At 34.2% G+C, this 21,694-nt stretch carries 17 protein-coding genes; 4 read left to right on the forward strand and 13 right to left on the reverse strand.

All coding sequences use genetic code 11. From position 1 onward, the window contains the following. Positions 1-102: 102 nt before the first annotated feature. Positions 103-4,242: a PAS domain S-box protein gene (locus tag Dongsha4_RS13115; RefSeq protein WP_330202810.1), complete on the forward strand. Its 4,140-nt coding sequence runs from the start codon at positions 103-105 to the stop codon at positions 4,240-4,242. Between the two features lie 142 nt (positions 4,243-4,384). Beyond that, entirely contained in the window at positions 4,385-4,930 is a 546-nt protein-coding gene (locus Dongsha4_RS13120; RefSeq protein ID WP_330202811.1) for a DUF2854 domain-containing protein, read from the forward strand. A 304-nt stretch (positions 4,931-5,234) separates the two neighbouring features. Here Dongsha4_RS13120 and surE read toward each other — a convergent pair whose 3' ends face one another. The 5 genes from surE to Dongsha4_RS13145 form a co-directional block, all read right to left on the reverse strand. Further along, positions 5,235-5,942, reverse strand: coding sequence for a 5'/3'-nucleotidase SurE (surE, locus tag Dongsha4_RS13125; RefSeq protein ID WP_330202812.1), 708 nt, complete (start codon positions 5,940-5,942; stop codon positions 5,235-5,237). Between the two features lie 189 nt (positions 5,943-6,131). Then, a complete protein-coding gene (locus Dongsha4_RS13130) occupies positions 6,132-7,244 on the reverse strand; it encodes a geranylgeranyl reductase family protein (protein ID WP_330202813.1) in 1,113 nt (370 codons plus the stop codon). A gap of 248 nt (positions 7,245-7,492) precedes the next feature. Next, complete coding sequence (locus Dongsha4_RS13135; RefSeq protein ID WP_330202814.1) at positions 7,493-8,818, reverse strand: dihydrolipoamide acetyltransferase family protein; 1,326 nt, start codon at positions 8,816-8,818, stop codon at positions 7,493-7,495. Positions 8,819-8,873: 55 nt separating this feature from the next. Then, positions 8,874-9,065, reverse strand: coding sequence for a DUF2949 domain-containing protein (locus tag Dongsha4_RS13140; protein WP_330202815.1), 192 nt, complete (start codon positions 9,063-9,065; stop codon positions 8,874-8,876). 578 nt (positions 9,066-9,643) lie between these two features. Beyond that, positions 9,644-10,195, reverse strand: coding sequence for a DUF192 domain-containing protein (locus Dongsha4_RS13145; protein ID WP_330202816.1), 552 nt, complete (start codon positions 10,193-10,195; stop codon positions 9,644-9,646). Between the two features lie 159 nt (positions 10,196-10,354). Between Dongsha4_RS13145 and Dongsha4_RS13150 the strand changes: the two genes are divergently transcribed. Then, the gene (locus Dongsha4_RS13150) at positions 10,355-10,639 is read left to right on the forward strand and encodes a hypothetical protein (RefSeq protein ID WP_330202817.1); all 285 of its coding nucleotides are present in this window, start codon (positions 10,355-10,357) and stop codon (positions 10,637-10,639) included. Between the two features lie 207 nt (positions 10,640-10,846). Here Dongsha4_RS13150 and Dongsha4_RS13155 read toward each other — a convergent pair whose 3' ends face one another. Both Dongsha4_RS13155 and Dongsha4_RS13160 read right to left on the reverse strand, forming a co-directional pair. After that, the gene (locus Dongsha4_RS13155; RefSeq protein ID WP_330202818.1) at positions 10,847-12,250 is read right to left on the reverse strand and encodes a DUF1822 family protein; all 1,404 of its coding nucleotides are present in this window, start codon (positions 12,248-12,250) and stop codon (positions 10,847-10,849) included. A 51-nt stretch (positions 12,251-12,301) separates the two neighbouring features. Further along, positions 12,302-13,750 carry a sigma-70 family RNA polymerase sigma factor gene (locus Dongsha4_RS13160; protein WP_330202819.1) on the reverse strand — a complete coding sequence of 483 codons (1,449 nt, stop codon included), beginning with the start codon at positions 13,748-13,750 and terminating at the stop codon, positions 12,302-12,304. 360 nt (positions 13,751-14,110) lie between these two features. Here Dongsha4_RS13160 and Dongsha4_RS13165 point away from each other — a divergent pair, with 360 nt between their 5' ends. Continuing rightward, positions 14,111-14,944, forward strand: a complete 834-nt coding sequence (locus tag Dongsha4_RS13165; protein WP_330202820.1) for a DUF4326 domain-containing protein — start codon at positions 14,111-14,113, stop codon at positions 14,942-14,944. Positions 14,945-15,464: 520 nt separating this feature from the next. On the opposite strand, the gene Dongsha4_RS13170 is transcribed toward Dongsha4_RS13165, so the two are convergent. From Dongsha4_RS13170 to Dongsha4_RS13195, 6 genes are all read right to left on the reverse strand, one after another. Then, entirely contained in the window at positions 15,465-16,088 is a 624-nt protein-coding gene (locus Dongsha4_RS13170; RefSeq protein WP_330202821.1) for a biotin transporter BioY, read from the reverse strand. Positions 16,089-16,310: 222 nt separating this feature from the next. Beyond that, positions 16,311-17,288, reverse strand: a complete 978-nt coding sequence (bioB, locus tag Dongsha4_RS13175) for a biotin synthase BioB (protein WP_425590799.1) — start codon at positions 17,286-17,288, stop codon at positions 16,311-16,313. 230 nt (positions 17,289-17,518) lie between these two features. After that, positions 17,519-18,235, reverse strand: a complete 717-nt coding sequence (locus Dongsha4_RS13180) for a prepilin-type N-terminal cleavage/methylation domain-containing protein (RefSeq protein WP_330202822.1) — start codon at positions 18,233-18,235, stop codon at positions 17,519-17,521. A 247-nt stretch (positions 18,236-18,482) separates the two neighbouring features. Continuing rightward, entirely contained in the window at positions 18,483-19,040 is a 558-nt protein-coding gene (locus Dongsha4_RS13185) for a pilus assembly FimT family protein (RefSeq protein ID WP_330202823.1), read from the reverse strand. Beyond that, entirely contained in the window at positions 19,018-19,578 is a 561-nt protein-coding gene (locus Dongsha4_RS13190; RefSeq protein WP_330202824.1) for a hypothetical protein, read from the reverse strand. The genes Dongsha4_RS13185 and Dongsha4_RS13190 overlap by 23 nt, the downstream gene beginning before the upstream one ends. A 3-nt stretch (positions 19,579-19,581) precedes the next feature. Continuing rightward, positions 19,582-21,123, reverse strand: coding sequence for a hypothetical protein (locus tag Dongsha4_RS13195; protein ID WP_330202825.1), 1,542 nt, complete (start codon positions 21,121-21,123; stop codon positions 19,582-19,584). Positions 21,124-21,694 lie beyond the last annotated feature (571 nt).

Raw genomic sequence — 21,694 nt, forward strand, 5'->3', positions numbered from 1 at the left:
ACAAATTATTGAGAGGTGTTATGTACTTCCAAATAATCGTGTAAACTAGAAATATAAAAGCAGTGATAGATTCTCTTGATAAAAATCTTCATGCTTGTGCTTATGAATCATGAAACTCATATAAATAGTATCATTATTGATTATTGTCCTTTTCTCATTTCTCCTGAGACTTCTTTTGTTGATGTCTTAAAAAAGTTGTTAATGGGTCATGATTTTTTAATTGTTGCTAACAACTCATTTCCTCTCGGTTATATTTCTCCTCATATAATTATTAAAATTGTGGCAGAGAATATTAATCTTTATTCTCTGAGGGCTAAAAATTTTTGTCAATCTTTTCCTTATATTTCTATTGATAATCTTCCTGATATTTTTACTATTGCGAATAACCTTTACTTGAATAAATATCAACTTTATGGATGTTTAAATGAGCATGGTGTTTTAAAGGGAATTATTACTCCTAAGAGTATATGTCAATATTTTAATACCGAATATGTTTATCAAAAAATTTCTGTTAATGAAATTATAAAGCCCAATTTAACCACTGTTCATCCTCATCAATCATTAACTCATATAATCAAGATTTTAAATGAAGATTTATCTAACGATGGACTTATTATAGAGGGGGATTCAAGGTGTGATATTTTCAGTTATCGTACTATTTTACAAGCTATTTTAGAGCCTGATTGGAAAGTTAAAAAAGTTGAAGATTTAGAGCCAGAAGATTTATCTTGTTTTATTAGTACTGAAAAAATAAGCATTATTAGTAACTTAATTATCAATGATTCTCTCTTATTAGTAAGTAATAATTTCCAAGGAAAATCAAGTAATTATACTTGTGATTTAGTTGATAATTTATCATCAGAAGATGTTAAAAATTTTTCTTGTGGAGTTTGTAGTCGTCTTTTTTTAGTAACTTCTAAACAGTTATTAAAAGTGTTAACTCCTTCTTGGCAATTTCAATATTTAAAACGGAAACAACAGGAAATAGATACTGTCAAAACTGCTTTTAAAATAGAACAAAAACAGGTTGAGCAGGAAAAAATTCTTTCCCAACTTAGTTATCGTATTCGTAAATCTCTACAATTAGACACTATTTTACATAGTACTGTTAATGAGGTTAGACAATTTTTAGATTGCGATCGCGTCATAGTTTATCAACTTTATCCTGATGGGGATGGAGTAATTATTGCGGAGTCTGTGGTAGAAGGAGTAATGTCTATTTATGGAAGAGTAGTACAAGATCACTGTTTTGCTAAGGATTTTATTCAACCCTATATCAATGGTAGAATTCAGGCGGTTGATGATGTTTTTCAGGGAAATTTGTCTCCTTGTCACCTAGATTTGCTCTTAGGCATTCAAATACGGGCGAATTTAGTTGTACCAATTATCTATCATGATGGTTTATGGGGTTTATTAGCGGCTCAAAATTGTTGCCAACCTCGGCACTGGCTAGAAGAAGAAATTATTTTATTGCAAAAATTGGGTTCTCAAGTAGCTATTGCTATTCAACAGTCAGAATATGCCCAAAAAGCCCTAGAAATTGCTAAATATCAAACTGCGATCGCATCTTTGGGTAATACGGCTTTACTGAATAATGATATTCAAACCCTGATTGATGACACGGTAGAAATTGTGAGCGATACCTTGAAGGTGGAATATTGCGATATTTTGGAATTACAAGCTAATCAAGCCTCATTTTTAGTCAAAGCAGGAAAAGGATGGTCATCGGAATGGATTGGTAGCGCCCAAGTAGGTTCATCTCCCCGTTGGATGCCGGGCTATACTCTGAAGGTAATGCAACCAGTCGTTACAGATGATTTATTAGTGGAAACTCGTTTTAGTCCATCCCCATTTTTACACAATACAGGAATTTTAAGCGGTGCAACGGTGAATATTGGTGGAGAGGATAATTATTTTGGAGTGATGGGAGTTTATAGTAAGGTATCTCGTAAATTTACCAAGGTGGAAATCAATTTTTTACAAACTCTTGCTAATGTTTTAGCTACTGCTATTGATAAGAATAAGACTCAAATGCAGTTAGATTACTTTTTTAATCTTTCTTTAGATATGTTTTGTATTACGGGAGTTGATGGTTCTTTTAAACGGATTAATTCTAGTTTTTTAACCACATTAGGCTATGAAGAGAAAGAAATTATTAAAGGTAATATCCTATCTTTTATTCATCCTGATGATTTAGATATTACTAAAGCAGAATTAGAAAAATTAAGTAGGGGTTTTAAAAGTGTTAATTTTGAAAATCGTTGGTTAACTAAAGACGGGCAGTATCGTTGGTTAGCATGGAAAAGTTTACCCTATGAAGAAGGCTTAATTTATGCAGTAGCTAGAGATATAACCCTTGCAAAACAAGCAGAATCTCAACTTCGTAGTCTTAATGAAGAATTAGAAATTAGAGTTAGGGATCGCACGGAAGAATTAGAACAAACTACAACAAGATTAAGGACTTTTGTTCAAACTGCGGGGACAATTTTAGTGGTCTTAAATCAAGAATATCGTATTGTGGAATGGAATGAAGAAGCGGAAAAAATATTTGGATGGCAAAGAGACTCTGTTTTAGGGGAAGATTATTTATTACTTTTTGTAGCACCCAGTAATCGGGAAGACTTAAAAGATATATTCAATCAAACCCTAAATCAAGGGCAAGTGCAAAGAAATTTGGAAACTAAAATACTAACAGCCGATGGTAATGAAAGAACATTATTATGGAATATTAATCGTTTTACAGATAATCATGGGCAAGGTATTGGTATTATTGCCTGTGGGCAAGACATCGAAGAGGTAAGACTGGCACAACTGAGATGGAAATTAAGTGAGGAAAGATTCCGCAGTATTTTCAATCAGGCCGCCGTTGGTATTGTGCAGGTTAGTTTACCTGGTAAATTAGTCTTAGCTAATGATAAGTTTATCCAACTATTAGGATTCGATCGCAACGATTTAGTGGATGTGGATTTTCATTCTTTGATTCATCCCGATGATGTTTCTGCTACCCTCACAGATTTATCCCATCTTTTAAATGCTAATCAAGCCACCTTTGAAAGAGAAGTGCGTATTCGTTGCAACAGTAACAGTCATGATTGTTTTCTCTGGATTAACTTAAATATGTCAGTGGTGTGGGTTGCCGTTGAACCATCTTACTTTATTGCTGTAATCAATGATATTAGCGATCGCAAAAAAGCAGAGGAATCCCTACAGGAAAGCGAAGCCCGTTTAAACAGTGTGTTAAGTTCACTGCAAGATGTAGTTTGGTCAATGTCTTTACCAGACTTAAAACTGAGATATATTAACCCTGCTTGTCAGATACTATATGGGCATTCTCCTGCAGACATATTAGCAAATCGGGGGATTCTCTTAGAAATGGTTATACCCGAATATCGTCAGGAAGTAGAGTCAACATGGAAAAATATTATGGAAAACTATCATCTCGGAGTCTTACAAAATCAAAAAGAGATGAATTGGGAAATCGAGTATAAAATTCAATTATCAAATGGACTTCATCGTTGGATAAGAGAACGATCGCACATTGTGTATGACCAATATGGTAGAGCAGTAAGCATTGATGGTATTTCCACCGATGTCACAGAAAGACATGAGGCTGAAGAAAAACTGTTTAAATCCTTACAAGAAAAAGAAATTCTCCTCAAAGAAATTCACCATCGAGTTAAAAATAATCTTTACGTCATTTCAGGTTTATTAAACCTACAATCTAGCTATATAGAAGATGAACAAGTGCGAAGTTTATTCGATGATAGCCAAAACCGTATTCAAACTATGGCAGTTATCCATGAGCAATTATATCAATCTGATGACTTATCACAAATCAACTTTGCCGACTATATCAATCGTCTTGTTTCCAATCTTTTCCTTTCCTACAACCACTATCATACAGGTATTAAACCCGTCACCTATTTACAAGAATGTCGTCTAAATATTGAAACAGCTATCCCCGCAGGATTATTAATCAATGAGTTAGTAACCAATGCTTTTAAACACGCTTTTCCCAAAGGAGAAGGGGAAGTAACCATTAACTTAATTGCCAAAGAAAAAGACATTGAATTAGAAGTCAAAGATAATGGTATTGGTTTACCCGATAACCTAAATATAGAACAGACAAACTCATTAGGTTTACGCCTTGTCAGACTTTTAGCCCAACAATTAGATGCAGAAATAGTAGTTGAAAGCGAAAAAAATCAGGGTAGTTGTTTCCGTCTCTGCTTCAAACCCTAATCCCCCAATACCCCTAATCCCCTAAAACCTGAAACCCACCCTTACCCGATATTCTTGAATCGAATGGAGATTAAACTAAAGGGACGTATTTTGATACATTATCTATATCTACTCGAAATAATAGAAATTATTTTTATTGATCATGTTGCGAAAAATTCCCTTAGCATTAGTTGGTTTAACGGTTGGTTCAATTCTCACTGTCATGGGTTTTATTGCTTATGGCACGGGAAACTCTACCCTTAATTTAGCTGGTTTTTTCTATGGTATTCCCCTTTTGTTGGGAGGATTAGCATTAAAAGCCGCCGAATTAAAACCGATTCCCTTCCTGAAAGAGACTACCCCTGAAGTTTTAGCTTTAAGAAAAGAAAAAGCCACTGCCACTCAAAATCAGTTAAGATTAGATGTTACTCGTTATCGTTATGGACAAGAAGCCCATTTAGATGAAGCCTTACAACGTTTAGGTTTAAGTCCCACCGATGATGAAAGACCTATTTTAACAAAAATTCAAGAAGATAAAATCAATGATCATTATGCTTTGATTTTGTATTTTGATTCACCTTTAATTAAACTAGAAACTTGGCAAGAAAAACAGGAAAAAATCACGAAATTTTTTGGACCCGGAATTGATGCAAAAATTTCCTTAGCAGGAGAAAATGAAATTGAATTAGCCTTAATCACAAATTCATAGCTTATTGCTTAGTTTTTTTGTGTAAAGATGTCAGGTATTAAACTGAATTAGGAGTTAGGAGTTAAAATTAACAGATTCTCATAAGAAAAGTATAGTCATTTTAATTAAGATTGAGACAAATTTAAAAATTTTGTAGGGTAGGCAATGCTCACCATTAAAGGCTTTGGATTAATTATTTTTAATGCAAAACTGTATCATTGCTATTTTAAATAACTATAAGTAAATAAATTGATGTTCTTATTTTCAATTCTTTTCTCTACTAATTAATTTTCTGAAAATTCAACCTAAAACCTGACACCTTTTTTCAGGAATAATTTATCATATCCAAAGTAGGAGAGCCATTAATGCTGATTAAACTGACGGCGATATTACCTGAAAAACAAACATCTACATCTGTGTCTATAGCTCTTTTTCTTTGCCAATATTCTCCTCGATAAAAATATTGATTTCCTTCTTGTTTGAAGTTTAAAGGTAAGGGATCAACACTAGGACTACAAAATACTATATCTGGATTGGACACAGAATCAAGGGGGGGTAAATTTACATTCCAAAAGCAACCTTTAGGTAACTCTTTATTTAATAATTCCCTTAGCACTTTTTTGCTTAATTTTTTGGCAATATCCCAATTAATGGGTTGAGGATATTTAATAACATGGGAAATTGCGATCGCACTTAAACCATGAATAGCGGCTTCTCTGACGGCGGCGACAGTGCCAGAAATATGAATATCACTCCCTAAATTTCCTCCTGCATTGATTCCAGAAAGCACCCATGTGGCGGAGGGGAAAATCTTACTGATACCGAGCCTAACACAATCGGCAGGTGTACCACTAATAGCATATTCTTGAGGTTTTGTTTCTGTGACGGTAATTCCGTCTTTTGTCGTCACCTGATGTCCACAACCAGATAAAGCGCGATCGGGTGCTATAATTACCTTATCTTCAGTAATAATTTCTTTTAAAGCCTTAATTCCTTCAGCGTTAATGCCGTCATCGTTAGTGATAATAAACATGAAAATAATAGGTAATGAGTGAAAGTCAGATGTTAGGGTATTGAGGTGTTGAGGTATTAGGGGGAAGTAATGAGTAATAGGTAGAAGTGAGAAATCAGAAGTTTTTTATAGTTTATTATCAAATATTCTCTACTGACAATACCTTCGCCCAATGAGAAATAGCCTACCCTCGGCAACACCACTTTTTCATTAACCCCTAGTTAATAATTTAATCCCCCTTTGCGCCACCTGAGAATAAGTTTTTTCCCCTGCAAATATTTTCATCATAGTTTTTCCCCCAGAAGGATGTTTAACCCCTAATTGGTAACTAAGACGAGGAAAACGATAAAAAATAGAAGCCAATCTTTGCGCCCATAACATCTCTTTTCCCCATTCTTCAGCCATAATGTCACTATATTTTGCTAAAGCATTTACCTCTCCTGCTAAAGCATTAGCCACCGCTTCAGATGCCTTTAAACCGCTATAGATAGAAGGGCGGATTCCCTCGGCAGTGAAAGGATCAACTACACAAGCTGATTCCCCTGCTAAAACGGCATTTTCCGTATGTAATTTTTGTACTCCATTCCAAAGAGCAAGGGGGTGTCCATGTTCGCAACCATCTTTAGCATTAAGATTGAACAAACCTGTATAATTTTCGATAATTTTGTGAAAACTTTGAGCTTTTCTATTTTTAGCAAAACCTCCAGCACCAATAGAATAACCATCAGCTTTGGGAAAATTCCAAGCATAGCCATGTTGTACTAAGCCAAATTCTAAATAGGTTTCTTTATTCTCTACCTTCTGTGCAGGAATTTCTAACTCCAATGCACCCACTACAGATTTTTTCTGCTTTCCAAAGCCTAACCATTTAGCCATTGAGCCTTTTGCCCCATCTGCACCAATGAGATAACGTCCTTTAAATGACTCATTTTCGGTTTTCACTATCCAACCATTACTAGCAAATTCAACCCCTTTTACTTCCGTTGTATCTTTTAGGGTTGCTCCTTGTTTAACTGCTTGTGTTACCAAAAAATAGTCAAAAATATCTCTTCTTACCATCCAAATGGGGTTATTTCCTAAATCAACTGCGATCGCATCTTTATGCTCCCAAGTACAATAAACGGTATGACTTTTAAGAGAAATAGCAGGAGATAAATCAAAATCAAACCATGATTGAATCAAAGGAGAAACTCCCCCCCCACAAGGCTTATAACGAGGTAAACTAGCCTTTTCCAGAATCAATACGGAATATCCTTTTTTTGCTAAATGATAAGCAGAAGTAGCCCCTGCAGGACCAGCACCAACAACTATACAATCATACATAATTTAACTTAATAATAAAGGGCAATGGGCAATGGGTAATGGGCAATAGGCAATGAGCAAACCCCCCTTTATCCCCCCTCAAGAGGGGGGAGGGCAAAGGTAAATAGTTGATAATTAAGAATTAAAAACTCTGAACACTCATTAATCATTACTTGTTTCTCCCTCTCCCCTCATCCCCCCATCCCCTAAACACCCTGACACCTGAAACCTAACCCCGAACTCCGAACTCCTAACCCATTATTCATTACCTACAATGTCAAAGAATGGGGATCATTTTCAATTAAATTAGCTAAATCTTTGAGGAATGATGCCGCATCTGCACCATAGATGATACGGTGATCACAGGTGATAGTAACTGTCATTTGATTTTTAACCCCAAATAAACCGTCTTTACTAGCTACTACGGCAGGGCGAGTACCACCAATAGCTAATATTGAACCTTGTCCGGGAGGTAAAATAGCGGTAAAGCTACTTACACCAAACATCCCTAAATTAGAAAGGGTAAATGTACCTGTACTGTACTCATCAGGTTGTAGTTGTTTTGCTCTAGCACGATCTACTAAATCTTTCCAGCTACGGGCAAGGGAATAAATATCTATTTGAGCCGCATTTTTAATCACAGGGGTAATTAAACCGCCATCGGGCATAGCAACAGCAACAGCGATGTTGATAGAGTCGTTGTATTTAATGCCACCTTCTGTATAAGTAGCACTCATGACGGGATGTTTTTGTAGGGTAACTGCAACAGCTTTGGCTAATAATGCAGTCATAGTAACGCCTTTAGTTTTGATCTTACGATATAAACCATCTAAAGCATCAGTGGTAATATCATAGCTAACTTGGAAAGTCGGAACGTGTAAACTAGCCACCATATTACGAACAACTGCTTGTTGTAAGGTGTTAAAGGGTACGGTTTCCCCTACTAAGTTATTAATAGGAGCGGCATTACCGAGGGCAGGAGTGGGAGTAATTTGAGGAGGTGTAGAGGAGGTAATAGTAGGCAATGAAGGAGTAGATGCGGTTACGCTAGGTGCTTTTCCGACTGATTTTTCTACATCTTCGGCGGTAATTCTACCGTTGACACCGCTACCCTTAATAGTGGCTAAATCAACTTTAAATTCTTTGGCTAATTTTTTCGCTCTGGGGGAGGCGATAATTCTACCGTTACTTTCAGAGGTATTTGAGGGAGTGGTTTCTGTGTTAGCAGTTGTTGCCACAGGTTGAGGGGCAGTTGCTACCTCTTTTTTGACTTCAGGAGTAGTTGCAGGGGTTGAAGTGACATTATTTCCCCCTTGTGCTTTACTTGCTTTTTTCTTGGCTTCTTCGATTTCTGCTTCGGTTTCAGCAATATATGCGATCGCATCTCCTACGGGGGCTTGAGAACCAGCAGGGACAAGAATAGTAGCTAAATAACCAGAGTAGAAAGATTCTACATCCATATCAGCCTTGTCGGATTCAACGACAACAACAGTTTCTCCTTTTTCAACTTTATCGCCGGGTTGTTTTTCCCATGAAACTATCTTCCCTTCTGTCATCGTAGAACTGAGGGCTGGCATAAATATATCGTAAATCATTTAGTTTATAAACTTCTTATAGACTGTTCAAACCAACAATTATACCAGTTTTGTGTTAGGCGGTTTCTAACCATTCATAGATTTTATTGAGTTGATCTAAATCCACTAATCCATATTGCCATAGCACTACGGGCATAAGTCCCAAATTTTGATCTACTGTTTTTTGAGCCATAGCAATGGAATCTTGAGATAAATTTATTTCATCTTGCAAAAATTTAATAAAACGTGTGTAAGTAATAGTAGGCATAATATTTATTTCTTAAAAATTCAAAAAGATTAAAAAATTTAGACTAAAAATATATAGATAGAAGTGGTTAAAAACAAAAACTCATGGTTGGATTTGTTTAGAAATGGAAGAATCACTTTATATGCTGAAAAATTGCTGAATTTATTTATTATCACTCTCACAAAAAATTAAGCCATTTTGCTTAGATAGCTACCAATATTCCATCGATTATTCATCATTAACAGATTATATTGATATAAAAACATTCTTGATATTTTGCCAATTAAAATAGTCTAATAAAAAAATTTCCAGTTAGGCTGAAAAAGTTTGTGTAATTAATAATAATGAGTCTGCCCATAGCCATCATTCTGAATAGTGAGGTACATGGACTCTTTGTTGATAGAGGGCTTCAACTCTTCTGCTCGTACCTGACAAATGGAAAAATGGTATATGGACTAAATTAGAACTTTTCCCTTCAGATTATTTATTTTATTTTTCTTCTAAATAAATTCTCTTTATTGAGCTTAGTCTAAAAGGTTGAGTATGAGATTAACATTTGAGTAAATGATTATACACCATTAAAAAAAAATTTGCACTACTTATTTTTGAACAGAGTTTTCTGAAGATAAAAATTCCACTGAGATGCGATCGCCTTTTTGTATATTTAATTCTTTTGCTCTTCCTCCAGCTAACTCTATCACTTGATCAATTTCTACCTCAGAGTTATATAAAGGACAAGGCTCTTTCGTACAAGGGGGGACATTATGAGCGATATTTTGCACAACTCCATCTCGGATAAATAGCATATCTAAAGAGATAAAAACATTTTTCATCCAAAAATTGACAATCATTGGCGGCTCAAAAGGAAAAAGCATTCCCCTATCAGCAGGTAAGTCTGTGCGAAACATTAAGCCTAACTGTTGTTGTTCGGGAGTTTGTGCCACTTCCAACTCTATTTGTTGATCATTGATGGATAAAATGGCATTAACGGGAAGATTTTGGGATGAGGAAACATCGGCGATGGAAAGAGTTGATATATTTTCCTCATTTTGTGCTTGAGATAAAGAATTTTCTCCCGTATCACAACTAGAGATGAAAAAACAAAGAGAAATAGCTAAAGGATAAGATAAGACTTTAGGAAAATTAACCATGCTATACAAATAAAAAAGAGCGGTGAAAAGAGATGATAACCTAAAAAAGACTATTTTGATCAGTTATTTTTTTTGTAGTGTAAAATTAAGTTTACGGTGTATTTTCTTGAGTTAAAGATAATTACTGATTTTCTTAACAAAGGTATTTGATTATTTATTATGAGTAACAAAGATAATTTCGGTAGTGGATTTATTATCGGTACAATTGTCGGAGGATTAGTAGGCGGTGTTGTGGGTAGTTTAGTAGCAAGTAAAAGTCAACAAAGCAAGGATTCTGATAATTTAAACCAGAAAAAAACTTCTTATTCTAGCCTCGAAGATGAATTTGCTATGGAGAATGCAAGATTAAGTTTGGAAGAAAAAATTAATCAACTCAACCACGCTATTGATGAAGTCAAATTTGGTTTAATGACAAAGCAAGAAAAAGAGAAGGAAGAAAATTAAGTATTAAATGCAGTTCAAAGGGCAAAGGGCAAAGTTAAAAGGGCAAAGGTAAATAGTTGATAATTAATAACTTCTAACACAATACCCCTAACTCATTACTTGCTTCTCCTTCTCCCCTCATCCTCCCATCCCCCAACTTCTTGACACCTGCAACCTGATACCTGACACCTCTTTCCTAATACCCCAAACTATAAAAACCCCTAACGTTTAAATAATAAAGGCTTCACTAAGTTGGGTAGAGTGATAATTAATTTGTATCCAGAAAAACTCTCCCTTATTACCCCAGAATTTATATTGTAAGATGCGATCGTCTTCTCTGGAAGTTAATTGTTTAAACACCTTAGTCTCCTCATCCATAATTTGTACTTTCAAATTAGCAGGTAATAAATGATTATTAGTAGGATAAAGACGGAAAAAGATACTATTTTGACTGTTAGATTTTGGCAATACTCCTATCACTAAAGCCAAAGATAAATCCCCCATTTCCACACCCAAATTTAAACGTTTTCCACACCATAAACCCGCATTAGGGTTATTCGGTTCTAAACGCCAAATCCCTTCGGCGGCGTGCCATCTTGTTTCATCATCGTGGGAGCGACTCATAATATAATTCAGAGCCTGTAAAACTTGATTTTTATGCACACTATTAGTAGGTAAAACACTTAATTTTTGTGCCGCAACCTTCAACTGCTTCTCATCATTTATTTGATAGATATATTCTAAATTGACATTACCAGAACGCATTACAATCCCGTTACTACTAACAGAAGGAGGAGAAGTAATAAAATTTAAGCTATCCACCAAATCAGTCAAATTTTGCCATCCTTGACTATAAGCCTCATAAAAATTATGCTCTAACCAAGATCCCAAACTAATTGGTTGATATTTTTTATAAAGAGATAAACGACAAGATTTATCTGCAAATAAAGCCGCCCAGTGGACAAAATTCAAATGATGACGAACGCTTGAAGCATCAATATTATTCAATTGTTCCATAAACTGCCCTTTTTCCGCACTGGAAAATTGTGGTAGAGCTTGATATTCAGCGTGATTAAATAATTGATATTTCTCAAAAAGAAATAGTAAGTTAAGATCATCCTCTAAAAAATTTTCAGGCAAAATATAGTAAGAAAAATAACTATTGTAATAACTATATTTTTTTATATATTCATAGGTTGTAAAACCATAAAATCTTAACCAACCAGTCTCCAAATTAACTTGTACTGGCAAAAAATAATCCCCTCTAAATTGAGGAATATCTAACCATTCTTGAGGGATATTAAATTCGCTAAAATCTTCACATTCTTCAGGCAATATAATTAAACGACGAGATAAATTATTAATAATCAGAGGTGTTCCATTAACAAATTGCCAGATACTAAATAATTCTTTTTCCTCAAACTCGAAATTAACTTGACTGATCAAATCACCGTAGGTCATGTTTAACCATTTAATCAGACAATTACTAGCAAGAAAATTGATTAAAGCCTGATGTTGCTCCGCTAAAGATGCAAATTTTTTGGCTTTTTCCATGGCTATATCATATTCTTTATCAGAAAATTTCAGCCACAAATCTTCAGAATTAAAAGCAGTAAATAGGTCTAAAGACATGATATTTATTGAATTTATATTGGTAAAAATCATTGCAAAAGTAAAAAATAATTAGATAAAAGTAGAATAATTATTAATCAACCAATCTTCTACTATATGAATAAAGCAAAGGTTAATATGATTAGTTTCTGGGAAAAATAATTGGTAATCTTCCGTTAATTTTGTTTTCAATTTTTTCGCTAAAAGATGCAAATCATGGTTCAATGTATCACTATCAGTGAAATTTTTTTCTTGAAAATTATCCATAATTGTTGACTTTTCATCATCAGATAATAATTGATAAATTTCCGTAATTTTTTGAGATAAAACCTCTTTACAATATTCCTGTAGCCATTGATCTAAGGGATTTTTCAGCTCTTTAAATTTTTGCTTGGTTATAGTGGTTTGAGAATCTGGTAAAATTTCTCCGATCAATTTTTCCAATAATTCTTGTCGAGTAGAATTAATTTGACGGGTAACTTGATATTGTTCTCTAACAAACTCACCATAATTAACTCCCATAATTTCAGCTACTTCTGTTTGAGTTAACTGTAAACCTTTCCATAATTCAAATAGGATTTTCTGGCTTAAATCTAGTTCAGAAAAGGCATTAGTTAAGATGGTATCCACCTGATTATATTCTTCTTTTTGAAGTTCTTTTTCTTCTTGAACATTGACACCAACTTCATCAACTAAATTTTCTGTGTATTCTCCACTATTTAAAATTTTAGGATTACAATATTGCCGAGCAAACTCAACACAATTATTAATAATTAAATTACATTCTTCTTGATTAATATTGGGTAAATTAGCTCCTTTATTTTTTACAATAAAATTGTACTCTTGAGTTATTTTCAAAAAATGATTAGCAGAAGGAGGTGGCAGTTTTTGATTCTTTTTAAGAGTTGTCGATGAATAAACCACATTAAAACATTCCCACACCAATAGGTATTTTTCTAAATCATTATCTTTTAAACCTCCCATTATCTGTAAACATTTTTTCCGAGTCCCAGATTTTAATTGTCTTAACAGTCCCCAATCAGAAGCTCTTTCCCACCCCATATATTGATATGCTCTATCTATTAATTGGGATTCTATTTTGCTTCGTGCGTAGGTAGTTAACTTATACCGAAGACTTTGATTATATTTAGCTAATAATTTTGTGGGAGATGCCAACAGTAAATTAGCCCATTGGAAGTAATCCTGCCAAGTAAATATATTCCAACAATTTTTAAATCGTTGATAAACTTTTTTTGTGGCAAAGAAACAAGATTCTTGTAAATAAGCAATCAAATGCTTTTTCTTTAAATTATCTTGGTTATCTCGTAGCCACTCCAAGAATTCTTGGGCAATGAGGTCATCTTCCTCAGCTAAAATTTGTTGCTGATCTAATAATTGCCTCATATTTTGCTCTAATTCTGGGGTAATTTTCCAGTAGGTAATCAGAGAAGATGATTCTTCTTTCAAACAGAGAAAGGAAGAAAACTGCATCACAAGGTTAGTGCGTTTTTGCATTTTCATAAAAGTAGATTTCCAATGGTTTTTCACCATAAGGGTTTCCTTATCTACTTATCAGTATCTTTTTTCCGATTTATGCAATTTCAGCAAAATTTTTTTGACTAATTTGACTCTGTTGACAATTTTTTTTGGGAATGGCTATTTTAAGAGACTTTTACTGAGTTTCTACAACTCGCTCTTATCCGATATTTTTATACCCAACTGAGAAGTTGTTTGAAAAGTTTTAGCTCCCCATAAATCCCACTTATTAAGGCTGTTGGGAATAATTAAAACCCTTCATCTCAAAATTTACAGAAAAAATGGCTTGTGATAATTATGAATTTAGGTATTAATATTGTTATTAACTATTAAAGACTGAAATTTATGCCCTCAAAATTAGCTAGATATTCTGGACTTTTAGAGCCACATCAAGAGAAAATTCTCAAAAAGTTTCTCAATGATCATTCAATAAGTAAAGCAAGGGTTTTTGGGTTATTACTGGAAATGTGGGATAAACATAATAATCCTCTATTAGAAACAGAAGATAGATTAATTAAACTCAGTGAGTTAGAAACTTTTGTTGATAAATTAGTGGAGAACAAAATTAAGACATTAATGGAAGATAAGCCAGAAAAGCAGGGTAATAATAAAAACAACATTTATAGCTCGGTTAATCTTGGAGAGAATAGTAATATCGAAATAAATAAAGATAGTTTTTATGGAGATATATTAGCTAAAAATATGGGGTCAATGGTTATTGAAAGTGATATAGAAGAGAGAATATTAACAGAAGATGAGAGAATATCATTACTTAAACAGGGTAAGGCAGTAGTTTTTAATTGCACTGGCGGTATAGATGAAAAAATAAAAGAGTATATTCAATTTAATCCCGAGAAAAGTATTAGTAATGATAAGTGGGTTTATGTTAATAAAAAAACTGATTTTGAGTGGACAGAAAATAGCATTTACGGTGACTATACGGGTGAAAAGAATAATAAAGTAGCCTGTGAAAAGTTTGCTAAGGATTTTTTCAAGAGTAAGAAGTTACAGATAGAAGCCCTAAAAGAGTTGACAGGTAAGGCTTTAGGATGTTGGTGTTATCCTAATCCTTGTCATGGTCAAGTATTGGCAGATTTTGTTAACAGTGTTTATGCTTCTAATAGCGATAATAGATTTGTTGGGGAAATACGGACAAAAAGCAAGAGCGAAGAAAAATAAATCTTTAAGTTTCACTGAAGCACCAAGCAATAAAACCAATGATAATAAGTAATAAGGCAAAGGATAAATAGTGGGCAATGGAGAGAAAAAAGTTTGTAATCACCGAGATAAGTAAGAAATAGCCTATCTGATTAAGTAGAAATACAATCAAAACAAATAGAAATAGAATCATTGATATACCTGAGTTCGGAGTTCGGAGTTCGGAGTTCGGAGTTATAGTCGTTTCGATTAAGATTGAGACCATTCAATAAAATTTGTAGGGTGGGCATTGCCCACCAATAAGCATTTTGGGATAAACATTTAGATTATTAAACTGTTTCATTCTTATTCTAAATAACTATAAAAGTAATAATTATTGACAAAAAAGCTGAATAAATTGATTTTAAATGAGTTTTTCCTAAATTTAATAATTTTTTATTCCAAAATTGGCTCGATGATAACTCTCAACGCTTTATTTTTCGATACTTTTTTCATCGAACTCAAGTTTGATATAAGCCCGACACTATCAATAAAGTAAAAATCAATAAAGTAAAATTAAACGAATTATAAAGGCTATAACTGAAATCGCACAAATTAAGGCTAGTTGTGAAGGAAAGGGAGTGATGGTATATAAGTTAATGGCATCCCACAAGTAAGTAGGGGTTAATTGATTACCAAGAAAAGGTGTTAGATATGTATATAAGATTAAATAAAGAATGCCGAACAGATGAATAACTAATAAGCCTAAAAATGCACTTATGGTAAATAATTCAAGGCGACGCTTACCGGGCAAAACTAAAAAACCACATAACCATGCACCAGGAATAAAACCTAAAATATAACCAAAACTAGGATATTGGATATAGTCAAAACTTCCTCCTTGATAAAATATGGGTAGTTTGAATAATCCCATAATTACATAAGCAATTTGGGCATAGGCGGCGGCATTTCTCCCTCCTACCATTCCAGTTAAAAATACTCCAGCTAGTTGATAAGTGATTCCTAAAGATGTGGTGTCTATATTTTCTAGGTTTGTTGCGTTAGTAGGGATAACAAAAAAAACTTCGACAAAAGTACCAAAAATAGTGAGCATTAAGCCAATTAATGCCCAAAAAAACTCGTTGACTGGGGATATAGGTTGTGGAGGTAAGCCGTTATTATTCACAAATTAAATTAAGGAGGAATGTTTCATTTAATTAAGAATTGTTAGGATAAGGGGCTTAAGCCCCTCTGGAAACACAGAAAAATTGTCGAGCTTTGACTAAGTATTTGTCTTTTAGCTTATGACATAGCATTGGGCAAGTTATTTAAGACTTACTGAGATTTTTGACTATCGTTCAGAATTACAATGAAAGATGTAAAATGTCTTAATTTGCTATACTTTGGTTTATTTAACAGGAGTTTCTCCGCCTTCTAAGCCCAATTCTGCTAACATGGCGTGATCTTGTTCTGGGGATTGCCCTAAAGTGGTAAGATAATTTCCGATTAGCATGGCATTAATTCCAGATTTTAGACCTTGTTTTTGCCATTCTCCTAATACTGCCTCTCTACCCCCTGCATAACGAAGTATTTGGGTTGGTAGGATAAATCTAAAAATTGCGATCGCTTTTACTGCTTCAAGGGGAGTTAATTTAATTTGTTCTCCTAATGGTGTGCCTTCACGGGGATTAAGAAAGTTAATTGGTACGGATTCAACTTCTAATTCTCTTAAGGATAAAGCGAGGTCAATTCTATCTGTCCATGATTCGCCCATTCCCATAATACCACCTGTACAGGCCTGAATTCCTACTGCTTTAAGATTTTTGACGGTATCTACTCTATCTTGCCATGTGTGAGTAGTAACGATGCGATCGTAGAAATTAGCGGAAGATTCTAAATTATGATTGTAGCGAGTAACACCTGCTTCTTTCAATGCTTGAGCTTGTTCAAGGGTAATTTCACCTAATGCACAACAAGGTTTAACATTTGTTTCAGCGATAATTTGTTTAACAGTGGCTAAAATTTCTTCAAATTCGCTATTTTTCGGGCTATTATACTTAATACCTCTTCCTTGGGACACTAAACAAAATCTTTTTGCTCCTGCCTCATCGGCGGCTTTGGCATATTCTAAAATTTCTTCTCTGGTTTTTAAGCCATAAATGGGGGAGTCTTTTCCCTGATGATGAACAGATTGAGAACAAAAACTGCAATTTTCTGAACAGTTACCAGATTTAATATTAATAATACTACACAAATCGACTACGTTACCACAACATTCTTGACGGATGCGATCGGCTCTTTCACACAACAATAATATATTCTCTTCTCCTTCTATTTCCGTTAATTTGAGGGCTTCTTCTTTTGTAATACGATACCCTGCAACAATTTTATTGCTTAAATCCGTTAACCATTGCTCTAAACTTACGTTGGTTTTTGGTTTACTAACTGTATTTACCACCAATATTATCCCCTTGTTTTCAAGAACTCTATTCACGGCTCATTATATCTGATTGTCTCACCCTCAACAATGAAATTTTCTAAACCCTCAAAGTGATATATCCATCAAAACTCAATAAATTAAGGTTTACAAACAGAGATAATCAGGAAAATCTTAATTTACTCAGATCTAGCAAAAGTAATCACACTAATAGGAATATTGGTATTATTATCTATGTGACCATACAAAAAGATTTGTGCTAAACGATTATTCGGGGCAGTGGTGGGGTCTGTATCATCGGTGTCGAGACAAAATCTAAATCCTCCTTTACCATTGCTATCTGTACCATAAACTGTTGCGTTAAGTTCTGCATGACAATTCGTGGTAGGCTGATTAGTTTCATTTCCGCTTACCAAACCATCTGCAATAACTTGCCAGTTTCCACCACTGGTGCTATCACAAAAAACTTTTCTTTTTAAAAGACCTGGTTTTAACCACTGAGTAGCAGTGGAAGCCGAAATATCTTCATAACCGTATTCAATACGTGGATTTGTTATGGTACACGTCGTACCATCAATGGTTGAACCATCAGGATAGGTTAAAACTAAACAACTGGCAGAATCTGAACCTGCGCAACTGGTAGATGTTCTGGTAATCGCTCTCGCACTTTTCATCTCATCTTGTATAAAGGCTAAGGTTTTTTGTAGATTGGAACTCCTGACGGTTTTTGATTCTACATCTTGATTTGCTCTTAATATATTGACGAAACCACTTGCCGCCATTGCTAAGACGATACCACTAATAACAAGGGCAACAATTAATTCAATTAAAGAAATACCTTTCTCTTGAGATTTTTTAAGGCTTAAAAATAGTTTTAATAATTGATATTGATTCATAGTTTTTTATCATATTCAATAATATTTAATATCACTGGGTGCGATCGCAGGAAACCTTTTAAACTATCTGAAAGAAAAACTCCATAAATTCTTTTTGCTAATTGTTTTAATTCCTGAGAGCAAAATTAATGTTCTTAAACCAAATTTTTAGATAAATTTAGTAAAGCAAAGAGAGTTTCAAACAAATTAGTAAATAATTAAGAGAAAATAGAGTCCGTTTTCATTTTTTGAGATAAATTCCATAAATCTAAGGATTATTCAAGTCATATCGCTTATTTTCCACATTGTTACAGTTGCTAGAGGTCACAGTACTATCATAAATTCCAGTACGAATCATGCCTAACTGATTAGCAATCACTATACATTTACCAGTTTCATTTGCCCCATTTTTTCTTTTTATGTGTATGGTTTGCAAAAGTGTACCCGTTAAACTCCCGTCATACTCAAATGCAATAGTTTGTGGTAACGTTCCCGCAGTAGAGCGAACTTCAACAATATTATTATCATAAGTGATATTTTCTAAAACACATCCTGATGGAGAACCAGTAACACCTGTCTCTGAAATAGTTACTGTACAATTCTGGCTTTTACGATTAGCATTAATCTGTGCTTCTACTAATGCCCCCCTAATTTTACTAAAAGCCTCATTAACTCTTTGCTGTCTTTGTTCTTCTAAAAGATTCGGAACACTTATAGCCGCCATTATGCCTACAATGACAGTAACTACAACAACCTCAAATAAGCTAAACCCTTTATCTTTACTGTATTTATTAAACAATAAGTTAATTACAACTAAGTGCCGCATTGGGTAAAACCTCCGTTGATAAAGTTGTCACGACGTTATCCCCAGTACTCGTATATCGAGGGTGAGGTTGATTGTCATCATAGGAAACGCTATAGCTAATTTGCAATATATTTTCAGAAGGATTATAAGTGCGATCTATATCATAAGATCTGCCATTCACGCTAATGGTTTGCACTGCATCAGTATATCCTTTTCCCTCTAAATCAGCTTGGAGTGTTGTTCCATAACTTCCACAATTAGCTGGTGTTGAAGTCAGCATAAAAGCGTGATAGCGTATAAGCTCTAAATCCTCTTGTACTAAGTTTGTTGCTTCTTGTTTATCCTGTGCTTGAACTCTAAGTAAAGTTGCTAAGACAGTAGCTTGGAGAGAAGCTAAAATAAAACCAGTAATCACGAGAATGGTTACTAATACTTCAAGAATGGAAAAACCTTCTTCCCACTTCTCATTTTTGGGGCAAACAGTATAATCTTGAGATAATTTATGGGAATGGATATTTTTCAGATTTTTTATCAATGTAAAAATGAATGAACTTGACATTAATTAACCTCCTATTCTTTGCCATTGAGTGATTGAACCAATTTGTGGAGGTATATTTGTCGGAACTAATCCGATCGCATCCCAATCAGTAATATCTTGAACCACAACTACCTGACCAGTATTAGAGCCACAAGTGCTAGGAGGATTGAACATTCTTGCCCAAACTGCCCCAGTAAAACCATTACCGCCACCAGTACCAGCCGCTCCAACCGCATAATCGGGAGCAAAGACAAAACCAAATACCTCAGCACCTCCTGCTAGACAAATATGAGGTTCTTGGCTAGTTACCCCTCCTGTATTGACACCATATCCAAATATATTCAAGTTTTCCCGTCTAAAAATACTCGGATTACCAGAAGGATAAGTTACAACCTTAGTAGTCGTATTGCAAGTATATTTATTAGTAACGGAAGTGCAACTGTTGTCTATAACTTGACTACCTCCAATATCTATATTACCGTATAGATTCAACACTACTTTTCTGCCCGGAACTATAGTTATTTTCTCTCCTCCATTCAAATTGATATTATTGACTTTATATTTATATACCTGCACATCATAGGTAGTACCATTATCAGTAATTTGTTGAATCTCGATCGGTAAATCTGTGGTTCTTGGGAGAGTAATAGAGTTAGTAATATTTCCTAGATTGTAATATTTCGGATTTGTGTCGGCAGGTGGTGTTGGTAATGAGGGGAATCCCATAGTAGAGATAATAACATTATTACCCGGAGCAATATTTAAGTCCATATTGTCGCAATCAGGAACAAGGAGCGTTGCATCAATGATACTATTAGTAGGAGAACCTATTTGCTGATCACTAATCCAAACTCCGGGAAATGGAGTTGATACAGTTGCTCTTCTTAAGGGTATAGTTACTTGCACATTGCTTTGCGAACTATTTGTGCTTGTAAATAAATCACTAGCAGAATTAGCACTAGGGTTAATTTCACTTTCTATAGTTAAAATACCATGACCATAAATTTGTCCTACAGCCACAGAATTAGCATCAACACTAGATACAGGATTCAAACTAGCATCTGCTAATTGATAGTCAACGACTTTAAAAGCACCCTGACGAAAATCAGTGGCACTAGCGGGACTTTCGATAACAGTATCTCCATTAGTTTTAAATTTGCCAACAATCGTACTAACCGTTGTACCACCACCCCCAGCACCAGTCAAAGCAGAGCAAGTTGAATTAGTGCTAGAAGTATTAGTAAATGTTCCTTGTTGTTGTGTTGTCCCTGCTTGGGAATCCCAGTCCGCAAGGGGATATTCTGCTAATTTGGAATTTTTAGCTAAAAAATTATGCACCCTTGTAACACCTAATTCAGCAACCGCCATGGTTTTTTTGGAGAACTCACCTGCCTGAACATTTGTTTTATCTTTGGAAGAGTTAAATAAAGCTAGGCTAGTGGTAATAATCAGAACTAAACCGATGCCGATGGCAAGAATTAATGTATTTCCCTTTTCTTGGTTATTTTTATTTATTTTATTAACCCAAAGCCACAAATTTAATAATTCTTGTTTTGAGTTTTTCATTTTGATACTTCACCCCTTTTATTCATGTTTTGTATCAATTCTTAATGTATTTTTATATAGTTACAATAATAGTAAATCTATTTTTATAATAACTTTATTTTTTCTATTAAATCTTAGTATTTATACGGAACTTTATTAAAAATTTTTTTACTAATGCTTGAGGATGAAGAAATTGATACTCATTTTTTTAGAGTTTTATCTTTTAACATTGACCAATAGTCAATCAACTAAATTCAGATTAAGTAATAGAGCAATTAAAAAAAGGTAATTAATGGTTGCGTAAAAAATATTGACTTAAGAGAATTATATGAGGTGATGATTCTTTGTGGTTAGATGAAACTATTGTACTGCTCAAAAAATATGATTAGTTAGATTGAGAGAATTTGATTACAGAGTTAGAGGATTTAGGTAGAGAAGGAAAACATCAAATGGCGAGTGTTGGAGCAAATTATTCGCCATCTTTTTCTATTACAACCTGAGTTTGATCTAAAATTATCAATTAAGTTAGGCAACAGGTGAACCTCAGTTCGATTTAAAAATTACTGCTATGGTTAGGTTTCAGGGTGCAGGT

This window comes from Cyanobacterium sp. Dongsha4 (assembly GCF_036345015.1).
Taxonomy (GTDB): Bacteria; Cyanobacteriota; Cyanobacteriia; order Cyanobacteriales; family Cyanobacteriaceae; genus PCC-10605.

What these genes read in the sequence shown, in the direction of transcription:
- Dongsha4_RS13145 (WP_330202816.1), bottom strand. Translation starts at nt 10,195, where the DNA reads ATGGTTAATTTTCCTAAAGTCTTATCTTATCCTTTAGCTATTTCTCTT.
- Dongsha4_RS13185 (WP_330202823.1), bottom strand. Translation starts at nt 19,040, where the DNA reads ATGCGGCACTTAGTTGTAATTAACTTATTGTTTAATAAATACAGTAAA.
- Dongsha4_RS13115 (WP_330202810.1), top strand. Translation starts at nt 103, where the DNA reads ATGAATCATGAAACTCATATAAATAGTATCATTATTGATTATTGTCCT.
- Dongsha4_RS13150 (WP_330202817.1), top strand. Translation starts at nt 10,355, where the DNA reads ATGAGTAACAAAGATAATTTCGGTAGTGGATTTATTATCGGTACAATT.
- Dongsha4_RS13130 (WP_330202813.1), bottom strand. Translation starts at nt 7,244, where the DNA reads ATGTATGATTGTATAGTTGTTGGTGCTGGTCCTGCAGGGGCTACTTCT.
- Dongsha4_RS13140 (WP_330202815.1), bottom strand. Translation starts at nt 9,065, where the DNA reads ATGCCTACTATTACTTACACACGTTTTATTAAATTTTTGCAAGATGAA.
- Dongsha4_RS13180 (WP_330202822.1), bottom strand. Translation starts at nt 18,235, where the DNA reads ATGAATCAATATCAATTATTAAAACTATTTTTAAGCCTTAAAAAATCT.
- Dongsha4_RS13120 (WP_330202811.1), top strand. Translation starts at nt 4,385, where the DNA reads ATGTTGCGAAAAATTCCCTTAGCATTAGTTGGTTTAACGGTTGGTTCA.
- Dongsha4_RS13160 (WP_330202819.1), bottom strand. Translation starts at nt 13,750, where the DNA reads ATGAAAATGCAAAAACGCACTAACCTTGTGATGCAGTTTTCTTCCTTT.
- Dongsha4_RS13135 (WP_330202814.1), bottom strand. Translation starts at nt 8,818, where the DNA reads ATGATTTACGATATATTTATGCCAGCCCTCAGTTCTACGATGACAGAA.
- Dongsha4_RS13195 (WP_330202825.1), bottom strand. Translation starts at nt 21,123, where the DNA reads ATGAAAAACTCAAAACAAGAATTATTAAATTTGTGGCTTTGGGTTAAT.
- Dongsha4_RS13155 (WP_330202818.1), bottom strand. Translation starts at nt 12,250, where the DNA reads ATGTCTTTAGACCTATTTACTGCTTTTAATTCTGAAGATTTGTGGCTG.
- Dongsha4_RS13165 (WP_330202820.1), top strand. Translation starts at nt 14,111, where the DNA reads ATGCCCTCAAAATTAGCTAGATATTCTGGACTTTTAGAGCCACATCAA.
- Dongsha4_RS13190 (WP_330202824.1), bottom strand. Translation starts at nt 19,578, where the DNA reads ATGTCAAGTTCATTCATTTTTACATTGATAAAAAATCTGAAAAATATC.
- surE (WP_330202812.1), bottom strand. Translation starts at nt 5,942, where the DNA reads ATGTTTATTATCACTAACGATGACGGCATTAACGCTGAAGGAATTAAG.